Annotated in this window: 3 protein-coding genes; all 3 read right to left on the bottom strand. The window is 39.5% G+C overall.

The window, feature by feature from the left end; translation table 11 throughout:
* A partial coding sequence (locus HMPREF2794_RS07120) for a tyrosine-type recombinase/integrase (protein WP_070751249.1) occupies positions 1-715 on the bottom strand: 715 nt, incomplete at its 3' end.
* A 462-nt stretch (positions 716-1177) separates the two neighbouring features.
* A complete protein-coding gene (locus HMPREF2794_RS07130) occupies positions 1178-2275 on the bottom strand; it encodes an OmpA family protein (RefSeq protein ID WP_055269879.1) in 1098 nt (365 codons plus the stop codon).
* Between the two features lie 124 nt (positions 2276-2399).
* Positions 2400-5021 carry a DUF4988 domain-containing protein gene (locus HMPREF2794_RS07135; protein ID WP_246839591.1) on the bottom strand — a complete coding sequence of 874 codons (2622 nt, stop codon included), beginning with the start codon at positions 5019-5021 and terminating at the stop codon, positions 2400-2402.
* Between the last annotated feature and the right edge of the window lie 126 nt (positions 5022-5147).

A 5147-nucleotide genomic window follows, 5' to 3' on the forward strand; every position in this document is an offset into this window, starting at 1 on the left:
CCTGTTTCAAAATCATTAACTGATAATTAAAATTGCGTAATGCCAGCTGATATTCTTTATAAGAAGTTTCCGTCCCTTCCTCACTGGAGATCAACGAAAAAAGATAAGGAGAAGCCGGATCTGTATTCATATACCTTTTTATTAGCTTCATAGCTTCCGGCACGAGTGTTACAGTCAGAAGTTTGCCAGTCTTTCTGCGACGGTAAGTGATTGCGTTTCCATCCATATCCTTTTTTTTCAAATAGGCAAGGTCTACAAATGGTATCCCACGAAGTAAAAACATTAAAAAGAAAAGGCCACGCGTGCGCTGTAAATCTTTGTTCTCCAGACATAATCGTTTCGGAAGTTCTTTCATCAGGCGTCCCATATCTTCCTTATCCAGTGCCCGCTTCCTGTCCGCACGTGTTCCTGTATAGACATACCGGAAATGATGAGGCACATAAGGCGCAATATGACGGTCGACTGCCCGGTTATACACTGCCCGCAACGTACGCATGTAGGTAGAAACGGTATTCCAACTACAATTTCTTCCCCGCAAATACGATTCGAAACTTTTAAGAAACTCCTGAGTAACTTTCCTGAAAGGAAGTTTATCACTTCCATGAAATGCAACCACAGCACTCAAACTACTCCTGTAAATATGAGCAGTGCCATAATTCCCACTTTCCCGTAGCCCATTGGCTACTTCCTTCATAAATGAAATTAAATTCCCCATCTTCTATTAATTTAAATAATACTTTAAAAGGCTTTTCTGAAGAAGTTTGTTCCCTTTTCCCATACTTCCTGAAAACAGTGCCTTTTCTTTCCATTTCCCAAAACTATGAATTACAAATATAACGATATAATTGTTCAGTATACCATAAAAAAACAGTTTTAGGAATACATAAAGAGATAACCGGACTAATCACTCTTAAAATAAAAATGGGACGTTCCCAGGGAAAAAGGGGAAATCAGGAACGTCCCTTGGGTATAGAGAGTTAGTAAAAGCCCGGTCTTTCACAAGTGCAGACCTTTTCTCTCTTCACTAAAATAAACTAAGGACATAGTGGGGAAAATCCTTAGTGGGAAACACGATTATAAACCTCTTCACAGAGATATATAACCGAAAAGTAGTCATATTCAATCACTACATATTGAAAATACAACAATTTTTCATGTGTTATATTCTACCTACTTTCTATTCGGCAATACAAATACTTACCCGGTTTTCTTCGGGTGTTTTGTATGGCTGAACAGTGTCACCTTTAGAATCAACAATCATCCTATCGGTGCTTATTCCTCTTGCCTTCAAAGCATCGGCAACGTTAACAGCCCTTTTCTCGGACAATGCTTTATTGATTCGCGCATTACCGGTATTCACATCAGCGTAACCGGTCACCTGTACTTTTGCTGATGGATTCTTCTGCAAGTATTCTGCCAATCTATCAATCTTTGGCTTTTGGTCATCTTGAATACGTGCCGAATTCAAAGCAAAAAAGATATCTTGTTTCATTGGCTGTACTGCTACCACTTCCTTCTTTGGCTGTGGCTGTTCTATCACAGGAGCAGGCTTCGGTTGTTCCACTACAACCGGTTCCGGTTCGTAATATACAGGCTTGGTTTCTTTATATCCTTTGCCGAACTTAATATTCAAGCCAACCAAAGCATTAAACTGCCAGTCGGAGTTTCCTGCTTTCTTGGAATTAAACTTATCAGAAAGAATATTTGCATTACCTTCAATATTGATAGCCAAACGATCATTCAGACGTAAATTGCATCCTAAGCCCAGACGTCCGGCCACAAGAAACTTTCCTTCCGTCCAAAGATAATCCATTTTGTAACCGTTTGCATCAATTGCAACCGCTTCATCATTATCAAAACCACGATTAAGACCTATACCTGCAAAAACATAGCCATTGAATACCCGTTTGGGGTTGAAGCCACAAAACAACGTACTCAAGTCTGATATAATATCAGCATTGCCTTGCAAATATTTATACTGGTAGTCTTGTTGTGGAGTAACCCAACGACCTTTCGCCTGCCATCCGCTGCCTCCTACCCGTGCACTCCACGCAGGGGCAAACTGATAACCGATATTAACAGCAGCAGCCGGAGAAATAAGATCAAAAAACTTAGCTTCTCCAACTGTATGGGCAGCACCTGCCTGCACTTGCATAAACCAATGAGGTTTAAATTCTATTTTACCTTCCTCTTTGATTTTCTGTTCCTGCGCAAAAGATACTGTTCCACCTAAAGCTAAGACAAATGCAGTCAACCACAGTTTCTTTCTATTCATACTTATCTCTTTTCTTTTAAAGAGAGAGCATCCCTGCTGAATCAAAAGGGATGCTCTCAGTTTAGAGTTATTCATAAGTCCGGGTTTTCACCCCAACGAGATTATTCTCTGTTTTGAACTACTGTTACTGTCTCTTTTTAAGCGGAGCATCAACTTTGCATTGACTTGTTGCACCCCATTTATCCAGAACAGACAAAGTAACATAACTATCAGTTGCCGCTACATCATTCTTGATGTCAGTTACACTCGTTTTCAAAGCAATTGTAACCTTGTCACCTGCCTTAATTTCAACAGGTTCGGTACCTTCGTACAGAACTCCCGTTCCTACTACTTGAATTGTCATATATCCGGCAGCAACCTCACTTAATGCCACTGTGTATTTGCTGACTCTGGTTTCAGTAGCCCAATTGATATAAGTATTACCACTCATATTTACATCTTGCCACTTAATATCAGTATTGTTCATTGTAAAGTCAAAGCTCTTCTTATCCAAAGACAGAGACTTGCCAGTAATACCCTTCTGCTTACCTTCTTTGATCGGTGACTTAATAGTCAAATTGTAAGTATAGCTATAAGTAGCCAAACGTTCATTGTTAAACGGATGATAAGTAGAGACAAACTTACGTGCAGAGTATGCACCTGCATTATCTTCGTCAGCTACGCCGTCAGCTTCTTTAACATCCTTCATTGGGTCTACACTTATCGCATCTGTTGCACCAGTCAACCATGCAGCAGCTTTCACACCATTGAATGTAGGTACTGTTTCTTCAAATGTGATACATTGAGCATCCGCTGCAGATACACTGAATAGTTTATTCAGGTTATACAGGATCTTATCACCAGCACCATTCAATTCACCAAAAGCAGTAGCTTCAGTCTTAGTAGCATCGAAATATGCTGATAACGGTTCAAACTTAAAGATTGCATCATTATCTTGTTTAACTACAACTTTAAACTTAGTAGAATATACAACCTTATTGTTATCCTTCGTATCTACAATATTCAATGTTACATCGTGAGATGTTGCAGCTACCTTAGCAGGGTTAAAGCGAGCTACCACGCTAAACGTTATACCCTTAGCATAATCATCTACAGTATTAATTGTGATAGGTTCACCATCAATATCAGCAGCATGCAGTTCGAATTGGATGCTCTTATCAGCAAAATTATATTCCCAATCTTTACCATTGACACGGATCTTACCGTCAGTATAAGCTATTTCTTTGAGCTGAATATTATAACGGCCTTGTCTGAGCAAGTCTTTCATAGCTGTCACATCAGAAGAAGTCCATTGGTTCTTCACATCCGGTGTGATAGTCCATTCCATGTCAGCTACAGTTACATCAACTACAATGTTCTTGAAATCAATATTCATGGTAGTAGTTGCCGTTGTTCCATCTGTTTTCAGATAATGAATAGTCACAGGCATTCTTCCTTCTTTTTCTGCATAAATTGTTCTGGCATCCGCATCAAGTTTGACACCTAATAATTCTGCAGTATTTCTATCAGCACCTTCAATAGTATAATAGAAATCAACAGCTGCATTCATTCTGTCCCCAACCAGTTCATCCAAACTATGTACCGTACGATAAACAGCATCTACACTAGGACCAGTACATGACATTGCCTGCATTTTAGCCGTCACTTTTACAGCATAGTCTGATATAATTTCATTTCCAAAAGCATCTTTTGTTGTTAAAGCATATGCAATATCATTGCTGCCTGGAAGATCACTGTAAGCTACTCCGTCAGCAACAGCAATACTTAAATCGAACACACCCTTATTAGGTGTTTTATCTGCACGAGTTAACGGTTTTTCGCTTACGTTCTGAGCAACTTCAGCGATTGTATAGTTTGTATTGCCTTTAGAATCTGTCAAATCAAGAGAATATGCACTAAGATCAAGATCTACCGGATTAATTAATGCATTAATTGTAGCTCCTTTAGAAGTCAATAAATCACCGGCAATATATTTTTTTCCGTTGAATTCAAAATCTTTGGGAACACGTCCATAATACATATTAACAGTAGTAGCAGTAGTCGGGGTCTCTATTTTATTACCAATAAGCGTTACTACTTTCATGCTTGAAATTTTGTCAGCAGACGGCAAAATAACAGTCTGGTCAGTATATGAACCATCCGCATTCTGAGCTCCTACGTGAAGTACCCAATTCGGGCGGTCTGTTCCTTTTACAATATATACACTTGTCTGTGCGTAAGCTCCTTGTACAAGTTTACCATTACCACCTTCTGCAGTTGCATCCCAAAAGTACCAATATCCATCTTCACCGATAAAAGGCGATTGTCCGTCTTTACCATCCTTTCCATTTTCTCCTTTTGCAAACCATCCGGTAGGTTCGTTATCGATCAGCCATTCGCCGGTTTTCTCATCAATAGTAACTTTTGAGCCTGGAGCGCCATCAGCACCTGCTGCTCCCGGAGTACCAGCCGCACCTGTATCTCCTTTGTCTCCCTTATCTCCCTTGTCACCTTTGGCACCACTTACGATTTCATAAGATTTTTCATCGTTAAATGTAATCTTGAATCCCCCTGCAATAGATTCCACATTTGTAACCCACTTACCACTATCTACAAACTTCTGCAAACTTTCGATACTAGCTTTGTTTGCGTCAATCTGAGTTTGCAGATTGTCTATGTCATCATCGTAGTCCTTACAGCCTACGTAGGTGACAGTTGAAAGCGCTAATGCTCCGAAAAACATCACTCTAATAAATTTTTTCTTCATAACTACTTAAAAATTACATTAATAATATATTATTAAACACTAAGTTTCAATAACACCTTCCCGTTACTTTGTAGGTAACAGGAAAGCATGTTTTTCCACCCCGACAGAGGTGTCTGCGGGCTACAT

Origin of the sequence: Bacteroides sp. HMSC067B03, assembly GCF_001811315.1 — a bacterium.
Classification (GTDB): Bacteria; Bacteroidota; Bacteroidia; order Bacteroidales; family Bacteroidaceae; genus Bacteroides; species Bacteroides faecis.

Excerpts from the sequence above, each read along its gene's own strand:
- HMPREF2794_RS07130 (WP_055269879.1), bottom strand. The coding sequence starts at position 2,275 with ATGAATAGAAAGAAACTGTGGTTGACTGCATTTGTCTTAGCTTTAGGT.
- HMPREF2794_RS07135 (WP_246839591.1), bottom strand. The coding sequence starts at position 5,021 with ATGAAGAAAAAATTTATTAGAGTGATGTTTTTCGGAGCATTAGCGCTT.